This window comes from Caulobacter sp. NIBR1757 (genome assembly GCF_027912495.1).
Classification (GTDB): domain Bacteria; phylum Pseudomonadota; class Alphaproteobacteria; order Caulobacterales; family Caulobacteraceae; genus Caulobacter.
The window spans coordinates 3,570,911-3,596,618 of sequence record NZ_CP115463.1; the positions used below are offsets into that span (position 1 = coordinate 3,570,911).

The window sequence follows — 25,708 nt, forward strand, 5'->3', positions numbered from 1 at the left end:
GGCCCCTCGCCTGCCCCTGGCTGGCGGCGTAGGTCACGTGGTTGCATTTTCGACCTACAGACCCCGCGCACCGACCTACGAGCGACCCACGCCCGGGCCCACAGCCTCGCGGCCTCGACCACCGCCAAAGCCCACGGATGCTGGGGTCTGGCCGCCGTTCGTGCGTCTCCGGGCGGCGACCGCTTGTTTTGTAGGTCGGGCGAGCGGCGGTATAATGGGTCCCCGCTTCGATAAGAGGCCGGCAGCGCTCTGGACGCGAGGGCCGGCCTTGCGCAGATTGCGCGGCTTATCGGTTGAGGGGTGGCTTTCATGGTTCGTAGTCTCATTGCGCTGGCGCTCACGCTGGCGGTCGCCCTGCCGGTTGCGGCCCAGAATCGCATCGAGCAGAAGCCGCGCTCGGTGTGGACGGCCGGCGTCGCCTACGACGCCGCCATCCCCGAACCGAAGAGCGTCATCGGCCATGACCTCGGCGAGCGGCTGACCCTGTCGGCCGATGTGCGCGGCTACTTCGAGACCCTGGCCAAGGCCGCCCCCGACCGCATCCGCGTCGGCGACTATGGCCGCACCTGGGAGGGCCGGGTGCTGCCCTACGCGGTGATCAGCTCGGGCCGCAACATGGTCAGGCTGGACGAAATCCAGGCCAATGCCCGGGCCCTGGCCGATCCGCGCCGGACCGATGCTGCCCGCGCCCGCGCCATCATGGCCGACCAGCCGGCTGTCGTCTGGCTGGCCTACAGCGTGCACGGCAACGAGACCTCGCCGGCCGAGGCGGCGATGGCGACGGCGCGGCACCTGCTGGCGTCGCGCGATCCGGCCGTGGCCCAGTGGCTGGAGCGGACCGTCGTCATCCTGGTCCCGACCCAGAACCCCGACGGCCGCGACCGCTTCATCAACGGCTACGAGGCCGGCTTCGGGCTGGAGCCCGACGGCGATCCGGCCTCGGCCGAGCGAGCCGAGCTGTGGCCGCAGGGACGGTTCAACCACTACCTCTTCGACCTCAACCGCGACTGGTTCGCCCAGACCCAGCCCGAGACCCGCGGCCACAGCGCCCTGATGCGCCAGTGGTATCCGCAGGTCGTGGCCGACGCCCATGAGATGGGGACCAACGCCACCTTCTTCTTCCCGCCGGAAGCCGATCCGCTGAACCCCCTGCTGCCCGAGGCGCAGGTGAAAAGCCGGGCCCTGTTCGGCCGCAACCACGCCGCCGTCTTCGACCGCGAGGGCGTCGACTACTTCACGCGCGAGAGCTACGACGCCTTCTACCCGGGCTATGGCGACAACTGGCCGAGCTACTTCGGGGCCATCTCGATGACCTACGAACAGGCCAGCGCCCGGGGCCTGGCGGCGCGGCGGTCGGACGGCACGGTGCTGACCCTGGCCGATGGGGTGCGCAACCACTTCCTGATCTCGCTGTCGACCATCCAGACCGCCGCCGACAACCGGGAGCGGCTGCTGAACGACTTCTACGCCTACCAGGTCTCCTCTATGGCCCAGGCCCGGGCGGCCGGGTCCTGGCTGTTGCCGCGCACCGCGGCCGATCCGGGCGCCGCCGATCGTCTGGCCCAGCTGCTGGCGCGGCAGGGGATCGAGGTCGGGCGGCTGGACAGCGCCGTCAAGGCCTGCGGCAAGACGTACGAGGCCGGGACCTATGTCATCGATGGCGGCCAGCCGCACGGGCGGCTGGTGCAGGTGCTGTTCGACCGCACCGTCTCGATGACCCCGCAGTTCATCGCCGAACAGGAACGTCGCCGGGCCAAGGGCCTGCCGCCCGAGATGTACGACGTCACCGGCTGGGCCCTGCCGCCGCTGTTCAACACCCCGGCTGAACGCTGCAAGGGGGTGGCGGCCGGCCGGCTGCTGGCCGCCGACGAGATCGGCCGGGGTTATGTCGCCGGGGCCGAACGCCCGGTGGCCTATGTTGTGCCGCCGGGCTCCCAGGCCATGGCCCTGCTGGCCGGGGCCCTGCGCCAGGACCTGCGGCTGCGCTCGCCGGAGAAGGCCTTCACCGTCGGCGGCCGCACCTATGCCGCCGGCTCGCTGGTCATTCCCGTCGCCGGCAACCCCGCCGACCTGCGCCAGCGGCTGGACGCCCTGACCGCCCGCACCGGGGCCATCGCCATCGGCCTGGAGGACACCTGGGTCACCGCCGGTCCGAGCTTCGGCTCGGAGTTTTCCCCCGCCTTCGTCGCCCCGCGCATCGCCATGGCCTGGGACCAGCCGACCTATGCCCCCTCGGCCGGGGCGACCCGCTATCTGATCGAGCGCGGCTTCGACTATCCGGTCAGCGTCATCCGCACCGACCGGCTGGGGGCCGCCGACCTCGCCCGCTACCAGGTGCTGATCCTGCCCGACGGCGGAAACTATCGCGCGCGCCTCGGCGCCGGCGGCGTGCAGGCGATCAAGGACTGGGTCAACAAGGGCGGTGTACTGATCGCTCTGGGCGACGCCGTCGGCCTGCTGGCCGATCCGGAGGTCGACCTGATCGCCGCCCGGCTGGAGACCCTGGCCGTGGACGGCAAGGCGCCCGAGGGCGTCGACGCCAAGAAGCCGACCGCGCCCGGGGCCCTGATCAAGGACGGCCCGGGCTATGACGCCGCGCTTCGCCCGGTCGACGCCGGCCCGCCCGCCTCGCCCGGCGTGGTCGCCAGGGCGGTGGTCGACGGCGATCACTGGCTGGGGGCCGGCGTCGCGCCCACGGTCAACGTACTGGCCGGCGGCGGCTCGATCTACACCCCGCTGCGCCTCGACCAGGGCGTCAACGTCGCCCGCTTCGCCCCGGCCGACGAGGTGCTGGTGGCCGGCTACCTGTGGAAGGAAACCCGCCAGCAGCTGGCCTTCAAGCCGCTGGTCATGATCCAGGAAACCGGTCGCGGCCAGGTCATCGCCTTCACCCAGGACCCCACCGCCCGGGGCTTCCAGCGCGGCATGGACGTGCTGTTCCTAAACGCCATCTTCCGGGGCGCCGCCCACGCGTCACCGACGCGGTAGCCCATGCTGTTCCTGCGCATCATCGCCGCCATCCAGGCCCTGTCGCTGATCCTCGGCGAGACCTACCGCAGCTGGGGCGCGGGACGTCCCATCGTCTTCGTCGTCGACGACTACTGGATCGGCGGCCTGCTGCTGCTCGGGGCCTGGCTGATGCGGACCGACAGCTTGCGGAACAGGGCCTTGTTCGCCGCCGCGTGGGGAGCAAACGCGGGGATGATCTACGGCAGCTTCTTCGGCAAGTTGATCGAGCCGTCGAGCTCCAACCCAGGCAACTTCGACATGGGCCTGCTGACGGGGTTGCTGGGGCTGGCCTTCTTCACCTCGGTGGCGGGGATGATCGCGGCGATCCTGCTGCCGGCGAAGAGGAATCCCTAACCCGCCCCCACAGCGTTGGGGAGGCGGGCGGCTAGCTCAGCTCTTCCGACGAATACCCGAGGATCTCGCGGGCGATGATCAGCCGCTGGATCTGGCCGGTGCCTTCATAGATATCGCTGATGCGGCCATCGCGCAGGAACTTCTCGACGACATGGTCATGGCTGATCGACATGCCGCCCAGCACCTCCATGGCCCCCTGCGTGACGGTGCGGCAGACGTCGCCGCCCTTGGCCTTGCAGATGGAGCTTTCGAGATTGTTGGGACGGCGCTTGTCGCTGAGCCAGGCCGCGTGCAGCACGGTCAGGGCCGCCGCCTCGGTATCGGCCTCCAGCTCGATCAGCTTCTGCTCGACCGCGGTGCGCTGGTTGAAGCTCTTGCTCCAGTCGACCTCGACTCCCTCGGCGGCCAGCGCCTCGCGGGCGAACTCGAACGCCCCCTTGGCCTTGGCGACGCCGCCGGACGCCACCGCCGGCCGCGTCATGTTGAAGGTCTTCATCACCCCCTTGTAGCCGGCCGAGCCGCCGTCCTTGGGAACCGTCTCGTCGCCGCCCAGCAGGCTGTCGCGCGGCACGCGGCAGTCGCGGAAACTGTAGGCCGCCGTATCCGACGCCCGGATGCCGAGCTTCTTCTCCTGGCGCACCAGTTCGAAACCGGGCGCGCCCTTGAGCACCAGGAACGACTTGATCCCTGCCCGCCCCGCCGACTTGTCGATGGTCGCCCAGACGATGGCCCCGTCGCACTTGACCCCGTCGGTGACGAAGATCTTGTCGCCATTGATCACCCACTCGTCGCCGTCGAGGTAGGCCGTCGCCTGGATAGCCTTGGTGTCCGACCCGACGTTGGGCTCGGTGATCGACATGGCGAGGAACAGGTCGCCCCACTTGGCCTTCTGCTCGGGCGTGCCGGCCGACTGCAGGGCGGCGTTGCCGAGGCCGCTGGCCCGGCCCATCGGCATGGCGAGGCCAAGGCCCCGCACGACGCCGCGCGCCGAACCCCGCGCCATGCTGACCGCCATCATGAAGGTCATCATCGGGGTGTCGTCCGGCTTGCGCTGGCCGAACAGGGGGAAGACCTCCTCGAAGCCGCGCTCGCCCTCCAGTCTTGCCGGCGGGGTCTCGTGCTCGTGGTCCTCGTAGTAGCGGGTGAAGCCCTGCGTGGAGTTGCCGACCTCGACCACCTTGTCGAGGATCTGCTGGTCGATGTCGGAGAAGCGGAAGTCAGCCATTGTCGTTTCTCCCTAAACCGAGACCGGACCGTCGAGGACGGTCAGGGTGCGGGCGTTGCGCAGCCACATCTCCAGCGGCAGATCGCGGATGAAGCCGTGGCCGCCGAAAATCTGCAGGGCGTCGTCGGCGATCTTGATCGACTTGCGGCGCACGAAGTCCTGCGCCAGCACCACCGCCTTGGCGGCGCCCGGATCGTCGTGCTCCAGCAGGCTGGCGGCCTTCCAGACCATCCAGCGCATGGCCTCGCACTCGATATGCATGTCGGCCAGCATGAAGGCGATCGACTGTTTCTTGCCGATCGGCTCGCCGAAGGCGACGCGCTCCTTGGCATAAGGGATGGCGAAGTCCGTCGCCTGCCGCGCCAGACCGACGGCCAGGGCGCAGGCGCCGATGCGGGCCTGGTTCACCAGCTTCAGGGCGTCGATCCCGGCGTCGCCGCCGAGACGCGCCGACCCTGGCAGTTCGACATTGTCCAGCGTGACCTTCGACTGCGGCAGGGGCTTGAGACCCATCGAGCCGCTCTCGGCCGCCACGGTCAGACCCTTGGTGTCGCGCGGGACGATATAGGCCTGCACGGCGCCGTCCCCTTCCTGGGCCAGGACAAGGAAATGCGTCGCCCGGTCGCCGAACGGTACGAGACGCTTCTCGCCATTCAGCACGAAGCCGTTGCCGCTGCGCTTCGCGGTCGTCCGCAGCTTCTCGGCGGAAAACCCGAACTGCCCCTCCTGGAGCGCCAGGCTGGCCGCCACCGGATCGTTGCCGGCGAACTTCGGCAGATGCTCGGCCTTCTGCTCGGCGGTCCCAAAGTCGATCAGCGCATTGACCACCTGAAGGGGCGCCATGATCGCCGCCCCCTGGCTGGCGCAGCCGCCGCCCAGCGCTTCCAGGATCACCGCATTGGTCATGCAGGACCGATCGCCGCCGGCCCCGCCGTATTCCTCGGGGATGGAGGCGGCGATCAGGCCCAGCTCCCAGCCGGCCTGAATCACCTCGGCCGGCATCTCGCCCGCCTCGTCGATGGCCCGCGCCTGCGGCGCCAGGACCTCGGCCGCGAAGCCCCGCAGGCTCTCGCGGATCATGGCCTGCTCTTCGGTCAGGTCGAAATCGATCATGCAGCTCTCCCTGCCCGAAGGATCGCCGCTGGACCCGGCGGAAGGCAAGGGGGGATCGTGCGGCGCGCCAGGCGGCCAACGGGCGCAACACCACGATTTGAGCATAAGTCGCCCAACTGGGGAAAATATCCTCTGACACAACCGTCAATTCTGAACATTGCACGATCAGACTGAGTAATTCTGATGAAAATCCGCGCGAGATTTCGAATTCTGTTCCTGCGGATATTGAAGCGCTCGGACGAACCCCGTAATGGGCATTTTTGCGCGCGCCGCCCGGCGACGCTGGGGACAAGACATGGCATTCGCGGCGGTTATCGAACTCAACACCCTGGACGGCGTGACGGGCTTCACCTTCCAGGGCGCGGCGACGAACCAGGCCACCGGCTGGTCGGTGGCCTCGGCCGGAGACGTCAACGGCGACGGCATCGACGACCTGCTGATCGGCAGCAATATCGGCAACGGCAACCAGCGCGGCCTTGCCTACGTCGTCTTCGGCCGCTCCACCCCGTTCAACGCCATTGAGGCGCTGGCCACCCTGACGCCCGACAAGGGCTTCTCGATGACCGGCCTGACCAACTATGACCGCGTCGGCTTCGCGGTGTCGGCGGCCGGCGACATCAACCATGACGGCATCGACGACTTCATCATCGGCACCAACAATGGCTTCAGCACCGCCACCGGCAACCGGTCGGGCATAGCCTATATCGTTTTCGGTGCGGACGGCCTGTCGTCGGCGGATCTGGGCGCGCTGGACGGAACCAGCGGCTTCACCTTCGTCGGACCCAACAACTACTCTTACGCGGGCCGTACGATCACCGCCCTGGGCGACATCAACGGCGACGGCATCGACGATATCGCCTTCGGCGCGAACGGCGCCGATCGCGACTACGATTCAAGACCGGGGGCCGCCTATGTGGTCTTCGGAAGCGCGTCGGGGTTCGCCGCGTCGTTGAGCGCCGGCAGCCTGAACGGAACAAACGGCTTCAAGATCAGCGGGTCGGGCAACGCCGGCCTGGGCTACTCGATCTCGTCGGCCGGAGACGTCAACGGCGACGGCCTGAACGATCTCATTGTCGGGGCGTCCACCGACGGGTCGTACACCGGCCGGGCGGTCATCATCTTCGGCAGTTCCACGCCCTTCAGCGCCGCGATCGACATGTCCACCGGCGCCCAGCTGGTTCCGCTCCAGGTCAGCGGTCAGCAGATCGGCCGCCAGGTCGCCGGGGCCGGCGATATCAACGGCGACGGCTTCGACGACGTCATGGTCGCCTCCAACTACGGCCGGGCCGGCGGCTCCAACACCGGGACCATCTATGTGGTCTTCGGCAAGGCCTCCGGCTGGGATACAACGACCGACCTCGACGGCCTGAACGGCTCCAACGGCTTCATCATCGCCGGGGCCGACGTCGAGGATCTGGCCGGCATCTCGATCTCCAGTGCCGGCGACATCAACGACGACGGCTTCGACGATATCCTGATCGGCGCCAACAAGGCCGACCCGCATGGCGGCAACTCCGGCGCGGCCTATCTGGTGTTCGGCAAGGCCACCGGCTTCGGCACGCTGGACCTCAGCAACCTCGACGGCACGAACGGCTTCAAGATGCTGGGCGGTGCGTTCGACGCCTGGGCCGGGCGCCGGGTGGCGGCCGGCGGCGATATCAACGGCGATGGCGTCGACGATCTCGTGGTCAGCGCGCCCTACAATTACAACGGCGGCCGGGGCATGACCTACGTCATCTACGGCCAGTCCAGCCGGGTCACCTTCGTCGGCGGAAACGGCAACGACAACCAGACCGGCGGCACGGGGGGCGACAGCCTGTCCGGCGGCGGCGGCAACGACACCCTGAACGGCGCGGCCGGCGACGACATCCTGGACGGCGGCGACCTCTCCGACGTGCTGAACGGCGGCGATGGCGCGGATGACCTGATCGGCGGCTCCGGCGGCGATATCCTCAGCGGCGATGCCGGCGACGACTCCATCTCAGGCGGCATCGGGGCGGACAAGCTGTTCGGCGGCGACGGGGTCGACACCCTGGACGGCGGCGCCGACAACGACCGCTTCGATGGCGGCAGCGGCGCCGACATCCTGCTGGGCGGCGCGGGCAACGACTATCTCGACGGCGGCGTCGGCGCCGACAGCATGACCGGCGGCGTCGGCAACGACGTCTTCCTGGTCGATGACGGCGACGACACGGTGATCGAAGCGGCCGGCGAGGGCTATGACATCGTCCGCAGTTCGGTCAGCATCCGCGTGCTGGCCGCCAATGTCGAAGCCGTCGAGCTGCAGGGCGCGGCCGACCTCAACGCCAACGGCAACGGCGACGCCAACAACCTGCAGGGCAACACCGGCTCCAACCAGCTCAGCGGCGGCGGCGGGGTCGATACGATCAACGGCAATGACGGAGATGACGTCGTCATCGGCGGCACGGGCAACGACCTGCTGCGCGGGGGCCTGGGCGCCGACAGCTTCCGGGTGCTGGGCGAGAGCATGGGCCGGCCGGTCCTCGAAAGCGACCAGATCTTCGACTTCTCGACCGCCGAAGGCGACATCGTCGACCTGTCGGCCATCGACGCCAACAGCCTGCTCGACGGCAATCAGGCGTTCTCCCTGGTCACCGCCTTCAGCAAGCAGGCCGGCCAGATGACTATGTCCTTCTCGGGCGGCGTCACCCTGATCCGCCTGGACGTCAACGGTGACACCAAGGCCGACTACCAGCTGAAGATCAACGGCGACGTCACCGGCGACAGCGGCGGCTGGCTGCTCTGACCAAAGCGGAGACAGGCTGGTTCAACCTGTCTCCATAGGCCTTTAGCCCCGACCGCTGGTCGGGATGTCCTTGAACGCCACATCCTTGTCGACGCGGATGTCGCCGGGCAGGCCCAGCACGCGTTCGGCGATGATGTTGCGCAGGATCTCGTCGGTGCCGCCCTCGACGCGGGTGGCGGGCGAGCGCAGCAGCATGGCCTGGAAGCGGCTGGCCGCCTCCGATTGGTCATCGCCGCTGATCACCCCGCCCTGGCCCTGCAGGTCCAGCGCGAAGGTCGCCAGTTCCTGCATGGTGGCGCCGGCGACCAGCTTGCCGATGCTGTTCTCCGGCCCGGGCGTCTCACCCTTGGACAACGCGCTGATCGCCCGCATGCCGGTGTACTTCAGGCCGCTGGACTTGACCGCATACTGGGCCAGGCGTGTGCGCACGGCCGGATCGTCGATGGCCAGGCCGTCGGCGGTCTGCAGGTTGCTGCAGTAGTCGAACAATTCCGGGAAGCCGATCGACATGCCCGAGCCGATCGACAGCCGCTCGTTCATCAGGGTGGTCAGCGACACCGTCCAGCCCTGGCCGACGGCGCCGAGGCGCTGGTTGTCGGGGATGCGGACGTCGGTGAAATAGACCTCGTTGAAGCCCGACTGTCCGTTGGCCTGCTTGATCGGGCGGACCTCGACGCCGGGCGACTTCATGTCCAGCCAGAACATGGTCAGACCCTTGTGCTTGGCCACATTGGGGTCCGTGCGGGTGATCAGGATGCCGTAGTCGCTGTGCTGGGCACCGCTGGTCCAGATCTTCTGGCCGTTGATGATCCAGTCGCCGCTGCCGTCGGTCGCCGGTTCGGCGCGGGTGCGCAGGCCGGCTAGGTCGGAGCCGCCGGCCGGTTCGCTGAACAGCTGGCACCAGATGTGCTCGCCGCTGGCCATGGTCGGCAGCAGCTGGCGCTTATGCTCCTCGCTGGCCCAGGCCATCAGGGTCGGGCCGCACATGCCGTGGCCGATGATGAAGGTGCCGGACAGGGCGCCGAAGACGCCCTCTTCCTGGCCCCAGATCACCCGTTCGATGGGGGTGGCGCCGCGTCCGCCGTATTCGGTCGGCCAGTGCAGGCAGGCCCAGCCGGCCTCGGCCTTCTTCTTCTGCCAGTCCTTGGACAGCTGCAGAGGATCGCGGCCGCCGACGTTCATGGAGGCGAAGCCGCTCTTCTTCAGATCGGCCTCCAGCTCGTGCGGCACATTGGCGTCGAGCCAGGCGCGCGCCGTGGCGCGGAAGGCGGCTTCTTCGGGGGTGTCGTCGAAGTTCATGTCAGTCTCTCCCGATCAGGCCGCGGCCGGAGATTCGTTACGCATGCGAAGCCGCTCGATGAGCAGGTCTTCCCAGGTCGATTTGGAGCCGAGGCCCACAGCCAGGGCGTTGGAGCGCCGGTAATAGAGGTGGCAGTCGAAGGCCCAGGTGAAACCCATGCCGCCGTGCACCTGGATGTTGTTCCTGGCGCAGTGCTGGAAGGCGTCGGTGGCGCTGACCCGTGCCGTGGCGGCGGCCACGCCCAGTTCCGGCGAACCGGTCGAGAGCGCCCAGGCGCCGTAGTAGGCGTTCGAGCGGGCCAGGGTGGCCGCCACATACATGTCGGCCAGCATGTGCTTGACCGCCTGGAAACTGCCGATCTGGCGACCGAAGGCCATGCGCTCCAGCGCATAGTCGCGGCCCATCTCCAGCGCCCGGTCGGCGCCGCCGACCTGTTCGAAGGCGATCAGCACGGCGGCCCGGTCCATGACATCGGCGGCGATGCGCCAGCCTTCGCCGGCCGCGCCCAGCGGCTCGGCGGGGGCGCCGTCGAAGCTGATGCGGGCCTGGCTGCGGCTGGGGTCGATGGTCTCGACGGCCTCGCGGGTGACGCCCGGGCCATTGAGATCGACCAGGAACAGGCCGACCTGGCCGCCGCTGCGGGCGACGACCACCGCGAGGTCGGCGACATCGCCGTCCGGCACGGGAACCTTGGTCCCGCTGAGCTTGCCGCCCGACACCGAGGCCTTGATGTTCGCCTCGGTGACACGGCCGACGCCCTCGGACAGGGCGAAGGTCCCGATCGCCTCGCCGGACGCCAGCTTCGGCAACCAGGCTTCCTTCTGGGCCTGCGAGCCGGCCGTCATCAGGAACTCGGCGGCGAGATAGATGGAGCTGGCCATCGGCACGGGCGCGACGGCGCGGCCCAGTTCCTCGGCGATGACGCAGAGCTCGAGATGGCCAAGGCCCACGCCGCCGAATTCCTCGGGGATGGCGGCGCCCAGGAAGCCCATCTCGGCCAGGCCCTTCCACAGGGCCTTGTCGTAGGGCTCAGGCCCTTCCAGCACCACGCGTACGGCGCTGGTCGGGCAGCGGTCGGCCAGGAAGCGCCGGGCCTCCTCGCGCAGCTGTTTCTGCTCGTCTGAGAAGTCGAAGTTCACTTGGGCGGCTCCCGGATTTTTGTGCTTTCCGCGAACGTGAACCGGATCACGCAAGGTCAGTCAAAGGCCGTCTCGTCGCACCGCTTGCAGTGTTGGGCCGGAGCCCGACGTGGGCTAAACCCCCGCCATGAACTGCCGCCTCTACCTGATCACCCCGCCGACCCTCGACGACCTGGCCGCCTTCGGCCACAGCCTCGCCGCCGCCCTCGACGCCGGCGACGTCGCCGCCCTGCAGCTGCGGCTCAAGGACCAGCCCGAGGTGGTCATCGCCGCCGCCCACGACATGATCGCCCCGATGTGCTTGGGCCGCGGCGTCGCCCTGATCCTCAACGACGACCCCAGACTGGCGGCGAAACTGGGCTGCGACGGCGTCCACATCGGCCAGTCGGACATGCCGATCGCCGAGGCCCGCAGGATCATGGGCAAGAATGCGATGATCGGCGTCACCTGCCACGACAGCCGCCACCTGGCCATGGACGCCGCCGAGGCCGGCGCCGACTACGTCGCCTTCGGGGCCTTTTATCCGACCGCCACCAAGGAAACCCTGTACCGGCCGGATCCGGAAATCCTGACCATCTGGCAGGAGACCATGGAAATCCCCTGCGTCGCCATCGGCGGCATCACGGCGGAGAACGCGGGGCCACTCGCCCGGGCCGGGGCGGACTTCGTGGCGGTGAGCGCCGGCGTCTGGAACCACCCGGACGGCCCCGCCGCAGCGGTGAAGGCGATCAACGCGGCCATCGCAGGTCCGTTTTGACCCGGACGCGGCCATCCCTGTTCGGCGGGTGGCCGTCAGGCGAGGACATCACATATCACTGCGAGCTATGCGGCGGCACGGTTTCATCGACGCCCGCCCACGCCGAAACCTGCGACTGCGGAAATATCACCGTCGATGTCGAGGGCGGCCGGGTGAGCGCCGATCATCGCGACAAGGTCTGGATTCATCGCGACTGATCGTTCGGCTGTCCCCAACCTTGCTATAACCGCCCCTCATCGCTAGGTTCCGCGACCTTTTTTCGAGACCCCGACATGCCCGCCACCTCCCCCCTGATCAACGTCATGACCGAAGCCGCCCGCAAGGCCGGCAAGGGCATGGCCCGCGACTTCGGCGAGGTCGGCGAACTGCAGGTGTCGCGCAAGGGCTCGGCCTCCGACTTCGTCACCGCCGCCGACCTCAAGGCCGAACAGTTCCTGTTCGAGGCCCTGACCAAGGCGCGGCCCGGCTACAGCTTCATCGGCGAGGAGCGGGGCCTGGTCGAAGGCACCGACAAGACCCACACCTGGATCGTCGATCCGCTCGACGGCACCACCAACTTCATCCATGCCATCCCGCACTTCGCGATCAACATCGCCCTGCAGCGCGAGGGCGAGGTGGTCGCCGCCGTGACCTATAACCCGATCACCGCCGACCTGTTCTGGGCCGAGAAGGGCAAGGGCGCCTGGCTGGGGGCCGAGCGCCGCCTGCGCGTCGCCGCCCGCAACCGCCTGGACGACGCCCTGCTGGCCACCGGCATCCCCTTCCTCGGCAAGCCCGGCCACGCCCAGTTCCTGAAAGAACTGCACCAGATCAGCCAGCGGGTCGCCGGTGTGCGCCGCTACGGCTCGGCGGCGCTGGACCTGGCCTGGGTCGCGGCCGGCCGCTACGACGGCTACTGGGAGCGCGGCCTGAACAGCTGGGACGTGGCGGCCGGCATGCTGCTGGTCACCGAAGCCGGCGGCAAGGTCACCGACCTGAGCGGCGGCGAAGACCCCATTGAGGCCCGGACCATCCTGGCGGCGAATCTGGACATGCACCCGCTGATTCTCGAGAAGCTGCAGGCCGCCAGCTAACCCCCCAACCGCTGTCATCCTTCGGTTCCGCGAAGCGGAATCCGGAGGACCCACCCGTCCGCCTGGCTGCTGGCGTCACCGGGATGGCGCGGGCCGCCGTGACAGCCCTCAGGCTCCAGCCGATCCGGCCCAACGGTGGGTCCTCCGGATCGGCTTCGCCGACCGAAGGATGACAGGGGGGGGGGTCAGGTCGTAAGAACCACCTTCCCCACATGCGCCCCGGCCTCGAGGTAGGCATGCGCCGCCGCCGCGTCCTCGAGCGGGAACGTCCGGTCCACCACCGCCTTGACCTTCCCCGCCTCGACCCACGGCCAGACCACCCGCTCGACCGCCTCCGCCAGCCGCGCCTTCTCGTCGGCCGAGCGCGGCCGCAGCGTGGACCCCGTCAACGTCGCCCGCTTCATCATCAGGCCGAACACCGGCACCTCCAGCATCCCGCCGCCCAGGGCAGCGATGTAGACGATCCGCCCACCCGTCTTCAGCGCCGCCAGATTCCTGGCGAAATAGCTGGCGCCGACCATGTCGAGCACCACATCGACGCCGCCGGCCGCCTTGGCCACGGCTTCGAAATCCTCCGTCGTCACATCCACCGCCACATCGGCGCCCAGCGCCAAGGCCTGGGCCTTCTTGTCCGCCCCGCGCCCGGTGGCGATCACGGTCGCCCCGGCCGCCTTGGCCATCTGGATCGCCGTCACCCCGATGCCGCTGGTCGCCCCATGGATCATCAGCGTCTCGCCGGCCTTCAGCGCCCCATGTTCGAAGACGTTGGCGTAGACGGTGAACACCGTCTCCGGCAGGCCCGCCGCCTCGGTCAGGCTCAAACCCTTCGGGATCGGCAAGGCATGCCGGGCATCGACGACCGCGTACTGGGCATAGCCGCCACCGCCAAGCAGGGCGCAGACCTGATCGCCGGTCTTCCAGCGCCCCGCCCCCTCGACCACTTCACCGGCCACCTCCAGCCCGAGCACCAGCGAGGCGCCGGGCGGCGGCGGATAGGCGCCCAGGCGCTGGACGATGTCCGGACGGTTGACGCCAGCCGCCTTGACCCGGATCAGGACATCGCCCTCGCCCGCGACGGGAATGGGCGCCGTTTCGGGCCGCAGGGCCTCGGCGGGGCCCTTGCCGCCCTCGATGCCGATGGCGGTCATGGTCTGATCGGTCATGGAAGCGTCCCTCAAAGCTTGCGCGCGGCGCGGTTGCGGGGTGAGATAGGCGGAAACAAGGACTTTCGCGATAGGGAGCGACGGCGATGATCGACGAACCCCTCGGGCCCCGGCCGGGCCGTGGCGACAACCTGACGGCGCTTAGCCGCGAGGATCTGGAAATCTACGGGGTTTCGGAACTGGAGGAGCGCATCGAGGCGCTGCAGGCCGAGATCGCCCGCAGCCAGGCGCAGATCGACAAGAAAAACGCCGGAAAGTCGGCCGCCGAAGCCTTCTTCAATTTCAAGAACGGCTAGTTTGGCAAACACGGTCTTAAGGGGTTGGCACGCAGGTTGCAGTCAAACCGGTTCAAAAGGGCCGTGTACGGCTCGCTTGCGTATTATCTGAGGGCGGAGTGTCCATGAACGAAGTTGGCGCGCTGGAGACGGCGCCGTGGCGGGCCGGGGTGATCTCGGATTTCGCCCGGTCGGAGCTGTTTGATCGCACCTTCCAGGAGGGCATGGACCTCGTGGAGGAAACCGCCGCCTATCTCGACGGCGCCGGTCGGCAGGATTCCAAACTGCTCAGCCGCAACGCCGCGCTGGCCTATGCGAGCGAAAGCATGCGCCTGACCACCCGCCTGATGCAGGTGGCCAGCTGGCTGCTGGTGCAACGCGCCGTCCGCGAGGGCGACATGGCCCCGGACGCCGCCTGCGACGACCGCTACCGCCTCGGCGCCGAGGCCGTCTGCACCGGCGAACAGAGCGACGAACTGCTGCCGCTCGGCCTGCTGACCCTGCTCGACCGCTCGGGGCGCCTCTATGATCGCGTCCGCCACCTCGACAAGCGCATGTATGTCGAGGCCGTGGCCGACGAGGTTCCGAACGCCGTGCTGAGCCAGTTCGACCGCCTGCGCACGGCGTTCAGCGGGATGGACGCTTAGCGCGCTTTAGCGCGCCCTTCTCCCGCTTGTCGGGAGAAGGTGGCGGCCGCAGGCCGACGGATGAGGGCAGCACCGGACCGGCCGACTGCGCGCGTTCTGGCGCGTTCGGCGCCGTCGCCAATCCCCAACCTTCCACTCTGCCCTCATCCGACCCGCTTCGCGGGCCACCTTCTCCCGACAAGCGGGAGAAGGGCCGCAGCTCTGAACAAACGAAAAAAGCCGGCTCCCCGAGGGGGCCGGCTCTTCTCCGTCCGCGCTTGCGCGCAGGCGCTTATTTCTTGGTGAAGCCGCCGAACTTGGCGTTGAAGCGGCTGACGCGGCCACCGCGGTCGAGCAGCGTCTGGTTGCCGCCGGTCCAGGCCGGGTGGGTGTTCGGATCGATGTCCAGGTTCAGCGTGGCGCCTTCCTTGCCCATGGTCGAACGGGTCTTGTAGGTGGTGCCATCGACCATCACGACGTTGATGAAGTGATAGTCGGGGTGCGTGTCTTGTTTCATCGGACTGTCCAACCGACATAAATCGGAGAAAAGGTGGATCGCGGGGTCGCCCGCGGAGACCGGCGGCTATACAGAAGGCGCCGCGACAAGGCAAGGCCAGGATTGACCGGTAACCGATGACCGATACTCAAAGCGAACAGGCCATCCTCGACGGCCGCCCCGGCGCCGGCGCGGCCCTGGTCACTTCCTTGCGAGAGGATGCGGCCAAGCGGGGCAAGTCGCGGGACATCCGCAACCTGGGGAATCTGCTGCCCTTCATGATGGCCCACTGGGGCTTCGGCGCGGGCGCCTTCTTCTTCCTGATCATCTCGGTTGGGGCCACGCTCGGCGTCACCGGCGCCGCCAGGGCCGTCGTCGACCAGGGCTTTCTGTCCGGCGGCGCCGATCAGCTGAACTGGGCCTTCATCGGCCTGGGCGCCGTCGCCCTGACCCTGGCGGTCAGCACCGCCTTCCGGTTCTACTTCATCACCCGCCTGGGCGAGCGCGTCGTCGCCGATGTGCGCAAGGCCCTCTACAGCCATATCCTGACCCTCGATCCGACCTTCTTCCTGAAGACCCGCACCGGCGAGGTGCTGTCGCGGATGACCACCGACATCACCCTGATCGAGACCCTGGTCGGCTCGTCCATCTCCATCGCCCTGCGCAACCTGTTCATGCTGATCGGGGCCATCATCCTGCTGGCCCATGTCTCCTGGAAGCTGACCCTGTTCGTCATGCTGCTGGGCCCCATCGTCATCCTGCCGATGTTCATCATCGGCCGGCGGGTGCGCAAACTCTCGACCCAGGCCCAGGACAGCTTCGCCGACGCGGTCGGCTACGCCGGCGAGAGCCTCGACGCCCTGGAGACGGTGCAGGCCTTCGGGCGGGAAAAATACGCCACGGGCCGCTTCAGCGCCGCCGTCGAGTACGCCTTCGGCCGCTCCATGGCCCGCATCCAGGCCCGGGCGACCATGACCCTGCTGGTCATGAGCCTGATCTTCGGCGGCGTCACCCTGATCCTCTGGGTCGGGGCCAAGGCCGTCGTCGCCGGCGACATGACGGGCGGCACCCTGCTGCAGTTCGTCATCCTGTCGGTCATGGCCGCCAGCAGCGTCGGCATGCTGGGCGAGACCTGGGGCGATGTGCAGAAGGCCAGCGGGGCGATGCAGCGGATCAGCGAGCTGCTGGCCTCCCGGCCGAACATCGCGGCCCCCGCCCTGCCGGTCGTGTTGCCCGAGCCGTCGCGCGGCGCTGTCGCCTTCGAGGACGTCACCTTCGCCTATCCGGGCCGCCCGGACCTGCCAGCCCTGAAGGGCCTGACCCTGACCGTGAAGCCCGGCGAGACCGTCGCCCTGGTGGGCCCGTCCGGGGCCGGCAAGTCGACCGTCTTCCGGCTGTTGCTGCGGTTCTACGACCCCCAGAGCGGCGTCATCCGGCTCGACGGCGTCGATATCCGCCAGGCCGATCCCACCGCTGTCCGCAACCGCATGGCCCTGGTCGCCCAGGACAGCTCGCTGTTCAGCGGCTCGGCCATGGACAACATCCGCTTCGGCCGCGAGGAGGCCACCGACGAAGAGGTCCTGGCCGCCGCCGCCCAGGCCGAGGCCCATGGCTTCATCACCGCCCTGCCGGAAGGCTACGCCAGCCCGGTCGGTGAACGGGCCAAGACGCTGTCCGGCGGCCAGAAGCAGCGCCTGGCCATCGCCCGCGCCCTGGTCCGCGAGGCCCCGATCCTGCTGCTCGACGAGGCCACCAGCGCCCTGGACGCCGAGAACGAGCGCCTGGTCCAGAAGGCCCTCGACGAGGCCATGACCGGCCGCACCACCCTGGTCATCGCCCACCGCCTGGCTACCGTCCTGCGCGCCGACCGCATCGTGGTCATGGACGATGGCCGCGTCGTCGAGGAAGGCACCCACGAGGAGCTGGTCGCGAGGGGCGGCCTCTACGCCAAGCTGGCCGGACTGCAGTTCGCCGCCAACGCCGCCTGACCCTCAACTGCGACGCAATGTCGCCGACACGATCCTTGCCGCTGGCGCGTTAGAGGCGTTGGGTTCCGGCGCTCGCTGATTGCGTTCGGCGAAAATGGGGATGTGGCGTGGGTGACCTTGACGCACTGGTGCTGGCAAGACTGCAGTTCGCCTTCACAATCGCCTTTCACATCATCTTCCCGAGCTTCTCGATCGGCCTGGCCAGCCTGCTTGCCGTGCTCGAAGGCCTCTGGCTGACCACCCGCCGCGAGGTGTTCCGCAACCTCTACCTCTTCTGGGTCAAGATCTTCGCCCTCAGCTTCGGCATGGGCGTCGTCTCCGGGGTGGTGATGAGCTACCAGCTCGGCACCAACTGGAGCGTCTTCTCCACGGCTGCCGCCCCGGTCATCGGGCCGCTGTTCGCCTTCGAGGTGCTGACCGCCTTCTTCCTCGAGGCCAGCTTCCTGGGGATCATGCTGTTCGGCTGGAAGAAGGTCGGGCCCGGCCTGCACTTCACCGCCACCGTCCTGGTCGCCATCGGCACCCTGATCTCGGCCTTCTGGATCCTCAGCGCCAACAGCTGGATGCAGGCCCCGACCGGCTTCGCCATCTTGCCGGACGGCAAGCTGATCGCCACCGACTGGTGGGCCGTGGTCTTCAACCCGACCTTCCCTACCCGCCTGGCCCACATGGCGCTCGCCGCCTTCCTGACCACGGCCCTGGCCGTCGGCGGGGCCAGCGCCTTCGTTCTGCTGCGCGACCCCGACCAGCCGGAGAGCCGCATGGCCCTGCGCATGGCCATCGGCATGTTCGCCATCGTCGCCCCGCTGCAGCTGGTCATCGGCCACACCTCGGGCGAGCTCGCCCGCCACCACCAGCCCCTCAAGGTCGCCGCCATCGAGGCCTACTGGAAGACCGGGCCGGACCAGCCCCAGAGCCTGATCGGCTGGCCCGACCGCAAGGCCGGGAAGACCCACGGCGAGATCGCCATCCCCGGCATCGGCAACGCCATCCAGGGCGTCTCCAGGGACACCGTCATCCAGGGCCTCGACGCCTGGCCGCGCGAGGACTGGCCGGTGGTCGGCCTGATCTACTGGTCGTTCCGGGTCATGGTGGGCCTGGGCCTGGCGATGATCGGGCTCGGGGCCTGGGGTGTCTGGCACGTCTATCGCGGCGGACCGGAGGCCTCGCCCTGGTTCCTGCGGGCCAGCGTTCTAATGGGGCCGATGGGCTTCGTCGCCGTCATTGCCGGCTGGATCGTCGCCGAGGCCGGCCGCCAGCCCTGGGTTATCTATGGCGTCCTGCGCACCAGGGATGCCGTGTCGCCGGTCGGGGCCGGCCAGGTCTCTGTCTCCCTGCTGGCCTTCATGGTCATCTACGCCATCGTCTTCAGCGCCGGGGCCATCTACATCCTGCGCCTGATGGCCCGGGGACCTGCTCCGCACGAGGAGGCCCCGACGCCTGAGGATCGCGCCCCGGGCAGTCCTCTGGCCGTGGCGGGAGAGGACCAATGAACCTCGACCTTCCGCTCATCTGGGCCGGCCTGATCGCCATCTCGGTCCTGCTCTACGTCCTGCTCGACGGCTTCGATCTCGGCGTCGGCATCCTCTTTCCCTTCGCCCGCAGCCCGAAAGAGCGCGACGCGATGATGAACTCCATCGCCCCCTACTGGGATGGCAACGAGACCTGGCTGGTGCTCGGCGGCGGCGGCCTGTTCGCCGCCTTCCCGATGGCCTACGCCATCATCGGCCCGGCCCTCTACGCGCCGATCATGCTGATGCTGCTGGCCCTGATTCTGCGCGGCGTCGCCTTCGAATTCCGCAGCCATGGCCGCAAGCGCGGCAAGCGCTTCTGGACGGCCGCCTTCGCCGGCGGCTCCCTGGCCGCCACCCTGGCGCAAGGCCTTGTCCTGGGCGGCTTCATCCAGGGCATCGCGGTGCGCAATGGCGCCTTCGCCGGCGGGGCCTTCGACTGGCTGACCCCCTACAGCCTGCTGGTCGCCGTCGGACTCGTCGCCGGCTACGCCCTGCTCGGCGCCACCTGGGTCATCTGGCGCTCGGAGCATCAGTTGCACGACGACGCCCGCCGCTGGAGCGTCTTTGCCGGCCTCGCCACCGCCGCCCTGCTGGCCGCCGTGTCGCTGGCGACGCTGGTCGTCCACCCCCGTGTCGCCAAGGTCTGGGGCTTCACCGGCGAGGGCTTCGACAGCGGCGTCTTCCTGCCTCACCTGCCCATCCCGCTGCTCGGCCTGGCCGGCTTCGCCCTGCTCGCCTGGGGCCTGTGGAAGCGGTCTCACCACGCGCCGTTCCTGGGCAGCCTGGCTGTCTTCTTCTCCGGCTACATCGGCCTGGCCGCCAGCTTCTTCCCCAACATCGTCCCCTACGACGTTCCCTTCCGCACGGCGGCCAACGAGACCGGGGCCCTGGGCTTCATGCTGGTCGGAGTCGCCATCCTGCTGCCGGTGATCCTCGGCTACACCGCCTGGGTCTACTGGATCTTCCGCGGAAAGGTCGCCGCCGATGCGGGATATCATTGAAGGCCCGCCCGGCGAGGACGACGCGCCGCCGCCATGGGGCAAGCGGCTGATCTGGTTTGTCGGCCTGGCGCTGGCCGGCAGCGCCGCCACCGCCGTCGTCGCCTACGCCCTGCGGGCCCTGTTGAAGCTGTAGCGCTTGCCTGACCCTAGGGCCGGGTCTCCACTGTCGCCAAAACGACAAGGGAAACGACCATGGACCTCGGCCTCAAGGACAAAGTCATCTTCGTCGCCGGCGCCAGTCGCGGCATCGGCCTGGGCATCGTCGAGGCCTGCCTCGCTGAGGGCGCGAAGGTGGCGATCACCGCTCGGGGCGCCGAGGCGCTGGAGGCGACCCGCGCCGACCTCGCGGCCCGCTATGGGGCCGACAGGCTGTGGTCGATGGCCGGCGACCTGCGCGAGACCACCGTCATCGAAAAGGCCCTGGCCGGGGCCGAAGAGGCGCTGGGCCCGCTGCACGGGTCCGTCGCCAACGTCGGCCTTCACCCCTGCCCGCCTGGCGCCGCCGTCGATGACGAGACCTGGGACGCCGGCTTTTCCCAGAACCTCGGCTCGGCCTGGAAGCTGGCGCGCGGGGCCTATGCCCGCATGGAGCCGCGACGGTCGGGCTCGGTGCTGTTCATCAGCTCGATCGCCGGCCTCGGCGCCCTCGGCACGCCCCTGACCTACGGCACCGCCAAGGCGGCGGTAAACCACCTGACCAAGGAGCTGGCCCAGATCGCCGGCCGCAAGGGGGTGCGCATCAACGCCATCGCCCCGGGCAACATCGCCTTCCCCGGCGGCGAATGGGAGGAGCGCGCCTCTGGTCCGCGCGCCGAGAACTGGAACCGCTGGCTGCGCCGCGAGGTGCCGCTCCAGCGCTTCGGCACGCCGGCCGAGATCGGCTCGATGGCCGCCTTCCTGATGAGCGACCAGGCCAGCTTCGTCCACGGGGCCGTCATCCCCGTGGACGGCGGCCAGACGAAATAGGAGTGACCCCGATGACCGCCCCCACCAACAACGACGCGTCCTACGAACACCTCGACATCCGGCTGGAGAACCAGACCGCCTGGGTGACGATGAACCGCCCCGACAGCCTCAATGCCCTCAACCGCAAGCTGGTCGAGGAACTGCGCGACTTCTTCGTCGGCCTCTACTGGCGCCGCGATGTTCGGGTCGTGGTCCTGCGCGGGGCCGGCAAGGCCTTCTGCGCCGGTCTCGACCTCAAGGAGCGCAGCAACAGCGAGGGCGGCCGGTCGATCGGCGCGGGCCTGACCGCCCAGCGCCGGATCAGCGAGATCGTCATCGCCATGCGCCGCTGTCCCCAGCCGATCATCGCCTGCGTCGACGGGGCGGCGGCCGGCGGCGGCTTCGCCCTGATGCTGGCCAGCGACGTGCGGGTCTGCACGCCGCGTCTGAAGGCCAACGCCGCCTTCATCCGCATCGGCCTGACCGCCTGCGACATCGGCGTCAGCTACTTCCTGCCCCGCATGGTCGGCAGCTCGGTCGCGGCCGAGTACATGCTGACGGGCCGCTTCTTCACCGCCCAGCGCGCCTATGAGCTGGGCATGGTAAGCCAGATCGTCGAGGCCGAGGAACTGGAGCCCGTGGCCCAGGCGCTGGTCGACGACATGCTGCACGCGACGCCGCTCGGCCTGCGACTGACCAAGGAATGCCTCAACCACGCCATCGACGCCCAGGGGCTGGAGGCGGCCATCGCCATGGAAGACCGCAACCAGATCCTGGCCAGCTCCGACGGCGACTTCCAGGAAGGCGTGCGGGCCTTCCTGGAAAAACGCCGCCCGGTCTACGAGAACCGGGAGAGCTAGAGGACGGGCACGGACCGCCGGGTCAGCAGGTGGAAGCGGAGGCACATGGCCACCGCCGCCACCGCCAGCCCGAAGGCCAGGCCGATCCAGATGCCCAGGCCGCCCCAGCCGAGGGTGACCCCCAGCAGGACGCAGACCGGAGCCCCCGCCAACCAGTAGCTGCCGCCGGCCAGGATCATCGGCCAGCGGGCGTCCTTCAGGCCGCGGAGGCTCAAGGCCCCAACCACCTGCAGGGCGTCGAACAGCTGGAAGGCCGCCGCCACCTTGAGGAACAGCGCCGCCAGGGCGATGACCTGCAGGTCCTCGGCCGTTCGCCCGGCGATGTAGAGCCCGGCGATCTGCTGGCCGGCCAGGGCCATGGCGACCCCGAACAGCAGCACGACGCCGCCGCCCGCGACCATGGCCACGAACCCCGCCCGCCGCGTGCCGGCGTGGTCACCCGCGCCGGCGTAGAGGCCGACCCGCACGGTGGCCGCCATGGCGATGCCGAGCGGGACCATGAAGGTCACCGAGGCGAAGTTCAGGGCCACCTGGTGAGCCGCCAGGGTGGCGGCCCCGAAGGTGCCGGCCACCAGGGTCATGGCGTTGAACAGCATGGCCTCGAACAGCATGGTCAGGCCGATGGGCACGCCCAGCCGGAACAGCTCGACGAACCGCGGCCAGTCCGGCTTGGCGAAGTCGGCGAACATCTTCACCCGCCGCAGGGCGGGATCGAGCCGGATGACCAGCACCATCACCAGGAAGGCGAAGGCCGCCGACGACGAGGTCGCCAGACCGGCCCCGACGATGCCCAGCTTCGGCAACCCTAAGTGTCCGAAGATCAGCGCCCAGGCGAGCACGAAGTTGAAGCCGATCGAGGCCAGCATGACGTACAGCGACGCCCTCGGCCGCTCCATCGCCGTGGCGACGTTACGCAGCACCTGGAAGCCGAAGGTGAAGGGCAGGCCGAAGCACAGCATGGCCGTGAACCTGCCCGCGTCCCGCGCCAGCGCCGGCTCCTGCCCCAGATGTCCGAGGATCCAGCCCGCCGACAGCAGGATGGGGATCAGCGGCAACGGCAGGGCGATGGCCACCCACAGGCCCATGCGCGAGACCGCCCGGGGACCGGAAAGGTCGTCCGGGTTGCGGCCCAGCATCTGGGCGATGATCGGGGCCACGGCCGCCGTCGGTCCGCCGCCCATCAGCCAGCAGAAGTAGTAGACGGCGTTGCCGATGGCCGCCGCCGCCAGGGCATGCGAGCTCAGGCGGCCCAGCAGCACGACGTCGGTGGCCAGGATGGCCATCTGGGCCAGCTGGGTGATGATCAGCGGGCCGGACAACCACAGCAGGGCCTTGGCCTCGGCGATCCATTCGGGCAGGCGGCCGCGCGGACTGAGGCGGCTGGAAAAGGTCTGGGCGGTCAAATGCGTCATATCGGTCTCTCGGGTCTTTTGGCCCGGGCCCGACGCACTGGATGGCGGATACAAAAAACCCCTCCGGAGCGTCGGGCTCGGGAGGGGGCGGTTGAGGTTTCAGATGATCTGAAGACTCAGGCGAACTCCTCGCGAGCGCAGGCAGTCGGACGACCGCATTTGGCGGACGGCACGAACGTGCGGTGGGTGAGGATGACAGCGGTCACGGGTACGAAGCTCGCGGTTGTGGCCCGAGTTGGGGCCGGTGATGCGGGATGGGTATGCCGGGTTCGCCGGAAGGTCAAGCCATTGGGGGGGCCTCGACGATCTTGACGGGTTAAAGGAATGCCGTGGGGTAATGCAATCTTGGGAGGTTTTCATGGTCTTTTTCGATGACGCGCCGCAACTCGGGTTCTTAGACGTCGATGAGGTGGTGATTGTCGGAACGCCCCCGCCTCCCGCGCCGGAGGGATTCGAAATTCCGCCCGGCCTCACTTGGGACGAATGGATTCTGGGGACTCCGCCAGTAGATGGCACCGAGGTTAGCGAAGTCGAGATTGTTGGCGAGGGTCCCGCCGAAGCTGGAGAAATCACGGTGACACCGCCCTTCGGGGAGGGTTTGGACCCGAGTGATCTGGAGGGCATTATCAGGGCTCTGATGTGCTCGCAGATCGATCTGGCTCTTCACAAGCAGGCGAACCAAAACGACGCTGAAATTGGCGGGCACGTCGAACGAACCGACGATGGCTACGTAATCAGCAATCTGCATTGGGGCGATGGAGATGGTACGGTCGATTTGGTGATCCAGCAGTTTGCGTCAACCGACGACGTGCCATTCTACATCCACTTTCACGACGACAAACTTGGAGTCGGCAGTCTGGCAGTATCTCGGGGACCAAGCCTCGCGGATCTGGCCAATTCAAAGCTCAACAACGTCTGGCAGGTTGTTGTAGATCACAAAGGTTCGGTTTATGTGATCAACAACTTTGGTGATCTCGTTTTGCCGAACGGCTCCACGATACCATACGCCGATGCCGTCAAGGCCCGGCAGGACGGACTTATGACCACTTATCCTAAACTCGAATCCACGGCCAATAGTTGGGGCAGCGTAAATGGCACATGTCAGAGCGGCTAAATGGGCTTTTTGGGTAGCCGGATCGGGCTTGCTCAGCCTTGCGGCATGCGCGACTGCGGCCGATACGGTCCGATCATATTCGCCGGAAGAATACACGAGGGCCGAAGCGATGTGTCGCGAAGCCGCGAAGGCGCCACCTGACCGCTATGTATTCGTCTCGCGGATCCAGACAACGCCCGGCGAGCGGGGCCTAGTCATCAATTTGATGCCAATTGACCGGAACGACCAGGACCGGCTTGTGTCCTGTACATTTTCAGATTGGACCAAGCCGCCCCAGGTCGTTCGAATTCGAGACGACAGGCGCTAAACCTTGTCCAGCTCATACGCCGAGTGCAGCGCGCGCACGGCCAGTTCGGTGTAGGCGCTTTCGATCAGGACGCTGATCTTGATTTCCGAGGTCGAGATGACCTGGATGTTGACGCCCTTGTCGGCCAGGGCCTTGAACATGGTCTTGGCAACGCCGGCGTGGCTGCGCATGCCGACCCCGATAACCGAGACCTTGGCGACGTCCTCGTCCAGCACCGCGCCCTCGAAGCCGAGCTCGGCCTGCAGGCCGTTGACGACCTCCATGGCGCGGGCGCCGTCACGCTTGCCGACGGTGAATTCCATGTTGGCGGTGTCGGCCGTGCGGGCGTGCGCCTGGACGATCATGTCGACGTTGACGTTGGCGTCGGCGAGCGCCCCGAAAATGCGCGAGGAGACCCCGGGGGTGTCCGGCAGGCCGAACAGGGTGACCTTGGCCTCGTCGCGGCTGTAGGCCACGCCGCTCACGATCCGCTTTTCCACGATATCCTCCTCGTCGCACAGGATGGTGCCCTGGCCGGGCGCCTCTCCAGGCTCGACAAAACTCGACAGCACCCGCACCGGCACCCGGTGGGCCATGGCCATTTCGACCGACCGCGTCTGCAGCACCTTGGCCCCCAGCGAGGCCATTTCCAGCATTTCCTCGTAGGAGATGCGGGCCAGGCGGCGGGCCTTGCTCTCGATTCGGGGGTCGGTGGTGTAGACCCCGTCCACGTCGGTGTAGATGTCGCAGGCCGCCCCCAGCGAGGCGGCGATGGCCACGGCGCTGGTGTCCGAGCCGCCGCGGCCCAGCGTGGCGATGCGGCCGTCGCGGGTGACGCCCTGGAAGCCGGCGATGACGGCGATCTCGCCCGCATCCATGGCCCCCCCGAGGGCTTCCGGCGGAATCTCCTCGATGCGCGAGCGGCCGTGGGCGTCGTCGGCGATGATCGGGATCTGCCAGCCCATCCAGGACCGGGCCCGCAGGCCCATGTTGCGCAGGGTCATGGCCAACAGGCCGGCGGTCACCTGTTCGCCGCTGGCCACGACCACATCGTACTCGTCGTCGGAGGGGGCGATGCCCTGCGCGGCCGCGCCGGCCCCGTCCGTCCAGGCGACCAGCTCGTTGGTCTTGCCGGCCATGGCCGAGACCACGACGGCGACCTTCTTGCCGGTGGCGACTTCCGCCGCCACCAGCCGCCCGACGCGGCGGATGCGCTCCAGGTCGGCCACCGAGGTGCCGCCGAACTTCATGACCAGCCGTGACAAGCTGAAATCCCCGATCGAGAACAAGT

22 protein-coding genes are annotated in these 25,708 nt (G+C 68.4%); 14 read left to right on the plus strand and 8 right to left on the minus strand.

Going from position 1 to position 25,708, the window contains the following annotated elements; all coding sequences use genetic code 11:
- Nucleotides 1-309 precede the first annotated feature (309 nt).
- Both O5I81_RS17275 and O5I81_RS17280 read left to right on the plus strand, forming a co-directional pair.
- A complete protein-coding gene (locus O5I81_RS17275; RefSeq protein WP_271066101.1) occupies nt 310-2,988 on the plus strand; it encodes a M14 family metallopeptidase in 2,679 nt (892 codons plus the stop codon).
- A 3-nt stretch (nt 2,989-2,991) separates the two neighbouring features.
- Nucleotides 2,992-3,363 carry a hypothetical protein gene (locus tag O5I81_RS17280; protein WP_271066102.1) on the plus strand — a complete coding sequence of 124 codons (372 nt, stop codon included), beginning with the start codon at nt 2,992-2,994 and terminating at the stop codon, nt 3,361-3,363.
- A gap of 31 nt (nt 3,364-3,394) precedes the next feature.
- Here O5I81_RS17280 and O5I81_RS17285 read toward each other — a convergent pair whose 3' ends face one another.
- Nucleotides 3,395-4,588, minus strand: a complete 1,194-nt coding sequence (locus O5I81_RS17285) for an acyl-CoA dehydrogenase family protein (RefSeq protein WP_271066103.1) — start codon at nt 4,586-4,588, stop codon at nt 3,395-3,397.
- Nucleotides 4,589-4,600: 12 nt separating this feature from the next.
- The gene (locus O5I81_RS17290; RefSeq protein ID WP_271066104.1) at nt 4,601-5,701 is read right to left on the minus strand and encodes an acyl-CoA dehydrogenase family protein; all 1,101 of its coding nucleotides are present in this window, start codon (nt 5,699-5,701) and stop codon (nt 4,601-4,603) included.
- 295 nt (nt 5,702-5,996) lie between these two features.
- Here O5I81_RS17290 and O5I81_RS17295 point away from each other — a divergent pair, with 295 nt between their 5' ends.
- Nucleotides 5,997-8,468 (plus strand): hypothetical protein, encoded by a 2,472-nt coding sequence (locus O5I81_RS17295; RefSeq protein ID WP_271066105.1) that lies wholly within the window; start codon nt 5,997-5,999, stop codon nt 8,466-8,468.
- A gap of 42 nt (nt 8,469-8,510) precedes the next feature.
- Here O5I81_RS17295 and O5I81_RS17300 read toward each other — a convergent pair whose 3' ends face one another.
- Both O5I81_RS17300 and O5I81_RS17305 read right to left on the minus strand, forming a co-directional pair.
- Entirely contained in the window at nt 8,511-9,767 is a 1,257-nt protein-coding gene (locus O5I81_RS17300; RefSeq protein ID WP_271066106.1) for an acyl-CoA dehydrogenase, read from the minus strand.
- A gap of 15 nt (nt 9,768-9,782) precedes the next feature.
- Nucleotides 9,783-10,907, minus strand: a complete 1,125-nt coding sequence (locus O5I81_RS17305; protein ID WP_271066107.1) for an acyl-CoA dehydrogenase family protein — start codon at nt 10,905-10,907, stop codon at nt 9,783-9,785.
- Nucleotides 10,908-11,034: 127 nt separating this feature from the next.
- Between O5I81_RS17305 and thiE the strand changes: the two genes are divergently transcribed.
- Together thiE and O5I81_RS17315 are read left to right on the plus strand one after the other, a co-directional pair.
- Nucleotides 11,035-11,664, plus strand: a complete 630-nt coding sequence (gene thiE, locus O5I81_RS17310; RefSeq protein ID WP_271066108.1) for a thiamine phosphate synthase — start codon at nt 11,035-11,037, stop codon at nt 11,662-11,664.
- Between the two features lie 272 nt (nt 11,665-11,936).
- Complete coding sequence (locus O5I81_RS17315; protein ID WP_271066109.1) at nt 11,937-12,737, plus strand: inositol monophosphatase family protein; 801 nt, start codon at nt 11,937-11,939, stop codon at nt 12,735-12,737.
- A 185-nt stretch (nt 12,738-12,922) separates the two neighbouring features.
- Here O5I81_RS17315 and O5I81_RS17320 read toward each other — a convergent pair whose 3' ends face one another.
- Nucleotides 12,923-13,900 (minus strand): NAD(P)H-quinone oxidoreductase, encoded by a 978-nt coding sequence (locus tag O5I81_RS17320; protein ID WP_271066110.1) that lies wholly within the window; start codon nt 13,898-13,900, stop codon nt 12,923-12,925.
- Between the two features lie 86 nt (nt 13,901-13,986).
- Between O5I81_RS17320 and O5I81_RS17325 the strand changes: the two genes are divergently transcribed.
- Both O5I81_RS17325 and O5I81_RS17330 read left to right on the plus strand, forming a co-directional pair.
- Nucleotides 13,987-14,196, plus strand: a complete 210-nt coding sequence (locus O5I81_RS17325; RefSeq protein WP_271066111.1) for a DUF1192 domain-containing protein — start codon at nt 13,987-13,989, stop codon at nt 14,194-14,196.
- Nucleotides 14,197-14,300: 104 nt separating this feature from the next.
- Complete coding sequence (locus O5I81_RS17330; protein ID WP_271066112.1) at nt 14,301-14,822, plus strand: DUF1465 family protein; 522 nt, start codon at nt 14,301-14,303, stop codon at nt 14,820-14,822.
- Between the two features lie 271 nt (nt 14,823-15,093).
- Here O5I81_RS17330 and rpmE read toward each other — a convergent pair whose 3' ends face one another.
- The gene (rpmE, locus tag O5I81_RS17335; protein WP_271066113.1) at nt 15,094-15,318 is read right to left on the minus strand and encodes a 50S ribosomal protein L31; all 225 of its coding nucleotides are present in this window, start codon (nt 15,316-15,318) and stop codon (nt 15,094-15,096) included.
- A 116-nt stretch (nt 15,319-15,434) separates the two neighbouring features.
- Between rpmE and O5I81_RS17340 the strand changes: the two genes are divergently transcribed.
- From O5I81_RS17340 to O5I81_RS17365, 6 genes are all read left to right on the plus strand, one after another.
- A complete protein-coding gene (locus O5I81_RS17340; RefSeq protein WP_271066114.1) occupies nt 15,435-17,285 on the plus strand; it encodes an ABC transporter transmembrane domain-containing protein in 1,851 nt (616 codons plus the stop codon).
- A 107-nt stretch (nt 17,286-17,392) separates the two neighbouring features.
- Complete coding sequence (locus tag O5I81_RS17345; RefSeq protein WP_271066115.1) at nt 17,393-18,778, plus strand: cytochrome ubiquinol oxidase subunit I; 1,386 nt, start codon at nt 17,393-17,395, stop codon at nt 18,776-18,778.
- Entirely contained in the window at nt 18,775-19,800 is a 1,026-nt protein-coding gene (gene cydB / locus O5I81_RS17350) for a cytochrome d ubiquinol oxidase subunit II (protein WP_271066116.1), read from the plus strand. Before O5I81_RS17345 ends, cydB begins: the two co-directional genes overlap by 4 nt.
- Entirely contained in the window at nt 19,784-19,933 is a 150-nt protein-coding gene (locus tag O5I81_RS17355) for a hypothetical protein (protein WP_271066117.1), read from the plus strand. Before cydB ends, O5I81_RS17355 begins: the two co-directional genes overlap by 17 nt.
- 59 nt (nt 19,934-19,992) lie before the next feature.
- On the plus strand, nt 19,993-20,766 hold the full coding sequence (locus O5I81_RS17360) for an SDR family oxidoreductase (protein ID WP_271066118.1): 774 nt from the start codon (nt 19,993-19,995) through the stop codon (nt 20,764-20,766).
- An 11-nt stretch (nt 20,767-20,777) separates the two neighbouring features.
- Nucleotides 20,778-21,605: an enoyl-CoA hydratase-related protein gene (locus O5I81_RS17365; protein WP_271066119.1), complete on the plus strand. Its 828-nt coding sequence runs from the start codon at nt 20,778-20,780 to the stop codon at nt 21,603-21,605.
- Here O5I81_RS17365 and O5I81_RS17370 read toward each other — a convergent pair.
- On the minus strand, nt 21,602-23,017 hold the full coding sequence (locus tag O5I81_RS17370; RefSeq protein WP_271066120.1) for an MATE family efflux transporter: 1,416 nt from the start codon (nt 23,015-23,017) through the stop codon (nt 21,602-21,604). The genes O5I81_RS17365 and O5I81_RS17370 overlap by 4 nt on opposite strands.
- Before the next feature lie 358 nt (nt 23,018-23,375).
- Between O5I81_RS17370 and O5I81_RS17375 the strand changes: the two genes are divergently transcribed.
- On the plus strand, nt 23,376-24,131 hold the full coding sequence (locus O5I81_RS17375; RefSeq protein WP_271066121.1) for a hypothetical protein: 756 nt from the start codon (nt 23,376-23,378) through the stop codon (nt 24,129-24,131).
- A gap of 303 nt (nt 24,132-24,434) precedes the next feature.
- On the opposite strand, the gene O5I81_RS17380 is transcribed toward O5I81_RS17375, so the two are convergent.
- Complete coding sequence (locus O5I81_RS17380; RefSeq protein WP_271066122.1) at nt 24,435-25,682, minus strand: aspartate kinase; 1,248 nt, start codon at nt 25,680-25,682, stop codon at nt 24,435-24,437.
- Between the last annotated feature and the right edge of the window lie 26 nt (nt 25,683-25,708).

Coding starts and splice junctions, on each gene's coding strand:
- O5I81_RS17315 (WP_271066109.1), top strand. CDS start 11,937: ATGCCCGCCACCTCCCCCCTGATCAACGTCATGACCGAAGCCGCCCGC.
- thiE (WP_271066108.1), top strand. CDS start 11,035: ATGAACTGCCGCCTCTACCTGATCACCCCGCCGACCCTCGACGACCTG.
- O5I81_RS17320 (WP_271066110.1), bottom strand. CDS start 13,900: ATGACCGATCAGACCATGACCGCCATCGGCATCGAGGGCGGCAAGGGC.
- rpmE (WP_271066113.1), bottom strand. CDS start 15,318: ATGAAACAAGACACGCACCCCGACTATCACTTCATCAACGTCGTGATG.
- O5I81_RS17300 (WP_271066106.1), bottom strand. CDS start 9,767: ATGAACTTCGACGACACCCCCGAAGAAGCCGCCTTCCGCGCCACGGCG.
- O5I81_RS17290 (WP_271066104.1), bottom strand. CDS start 5,701: ATGATCGATTTCGACCTGACCGAAGAGCAGGCCATGATCCGCGAGAGC.
- O5I81_RS17370 (WP_271066120.1), bottom strand. CDS start 23,017: ATGACGCATTTGACCGCCCAGACCTTTTCCAGCCGCCTCAGTCCGCGC.
- O5I81_RS17275 (WP_271066101.1), top strand. CDS start 310: ATGGTTCGTAGTCTCATTGCGCTGGCGCTCACGCTGGCGGTCGCCCTG.
- cydB (WP_271066116.1), top strand. CDS start 18,775: ATGAACCTCGACCTTCCGCTCATCTGGGCCGGCCTGATCGCCATCTCG.
- O5I81_RS17340 (WP_271066114.1), top strand. CDS start 15,435: ATGACCGATACTCAAAGCGAACAGGCCATCCTCGACGGCCGCCCCGGC.
- O5I81_RS17375 (WP_271066121.1), top strand. CDS start 23,376: ATGGTCTTTTTCGATGACGCGCCGCAACTCGGGTTCTTAGACGTCGAT.
- O5I81_RS17365 (WP_271066119.1), top strand. CDS start 20,778: ATGACCGCCCCCACCAACAACGACGCGTCCTACGAACACCTCGACATC.
- O5I81_RS17285 (WP_271066103.1), bottom strand. CDS start 4,588: ATGGCTGACTTCCGCTTCTCCGACATCGACCAGCAGATCCTCGACAAG.
- O5I81_RS17325 (WP_271066111.1), top strand. CDS start 13,987: ATGATCGACGAACCCCTCGGGCCCCGGCCGGGCCGTGGCGACAACCTG.
- O5I81_RS17330 (WP_271066112.1), top strand. CDS start 14,301: ATGAACGAAGTTGGCGCGCTGGAGACGGCGCCGTGGCGGGCCGGGGTG.
- O5I81_RS17355 (WP_271066117.1), top strand. CDS start 19,784: ATGCGGGATATCATTGAAGGCCCGCCCGGCGAGGACGACGCGCCGCCG.
- O5I81_RS17280 (WP_271066102.1), top strand. CDS start 2,992: ATGCTGTTCCTGCGCATCATCGCCGCCATCCAGGCCCTGTCGCTGATC.
- O5I81_RS17295 (WP_271066105.1), top strand. CDS start 5,997: ATGGCATTCGCGGCGGTTATCGAACTCAACACCCTGGACGGCGTGACG.
- O5I81_RS17360 (WP_271066118.1), top strand. CDS start 19,993: ATGGACCTCGGCCTCAAGGACAAAGTCATCTTCGTCGCCGGCGCCAGT.